Annotated in this window: 1 protein-coding gene; it reads left to right on the forward strand. The window is 41.4% G+C overall.

Annotated elements, in window-relative coordinates; all coding sequences use genetic code 11:
• Nucleotides 1-150: 150 nt before the first annotated feature.
• A complete protein-coding gene (locus J7439_RS25760; RefSeq protein ID WP_209204913.1) occupies nucleotides 151-633 on the forward strand; it encodes a hypothetical protein in 483 nt (160 codons plus the stop codon).
• Nucleotides 634-691 lie beyond the last annotated feature (58 nt).

Consider the following 691-nt stretch of genomic DNA (forward strand, 5'->3'; position numbering starts at 1 on the left):
AAATTGTATTATGTTACTCAATCGTTGTCGTCGGGTCAGTCATGGGTACGGCAATTCAGAAAAATGTCAGGCAATTCAGTGCTTCTTACTTGATAAAAACAGTGTCAGAATGTTTTGACAGCATCCAAGATCTTTATCTGCTTCCTATTGATGGTACTGGCCTCTTTTATTCGGGATAAAACAGAGCGGGTTAATGTTCTGGATTACATTGAAATCGACAAAAAAGGGAACCAGCATGTCTGGTGCTGGGTAACCGATCTTGAATTAACCGATGATACCGTTGAATCCACGATGCGAGGAGGACGTTGCAGATGGCGCATTGAAAATGAAACGTTTAACACCCTGAAAAATCAAGGCTATCAACTTGAACACAATTACGGTCATGGCGAAAAACATCTGGCTACGAATTTTGCCTACCTTACTTTTCTGGCATTCCTGGTTGCTCAGATTCAGGAACTGTCTTGTCCAAAATTCCAACAGGCTTTAAATAAGCCAGGGAAGCCTACACGAAAGCGATTATGGAGGAAGATCACCAGCTTCTTTCTCACGTTAATGATTGATAGATGGGACAGTTTGTTTAAAGCCATTGCCCATGGTGCTAAAGCACAGAAGATAGCTTTTGACACATCATGATTTGGCAAGATAGTCAGAACTTTCAGGGGGTGATAGTGATTTTTCTTAGCAGTGAAAG

This window comes from Salinisphaera sp. G21_0 (assembly GCF_017744115.1).
GTDB lineage: Bacteria > Pseudomonadota > Gammaproteobacteria > Pseudomonadales > Endozoicomonadaceae > Endozoicomonas.

Coding starts and splice junctions, on each gene's coding strand:
- J7439_RS25760 (WP_209204913.1), top strand. CDS start 151: ATGGTACTGGCCTCTTTTATTCGGGATAAAACAGAGCGGGTTAATGTT.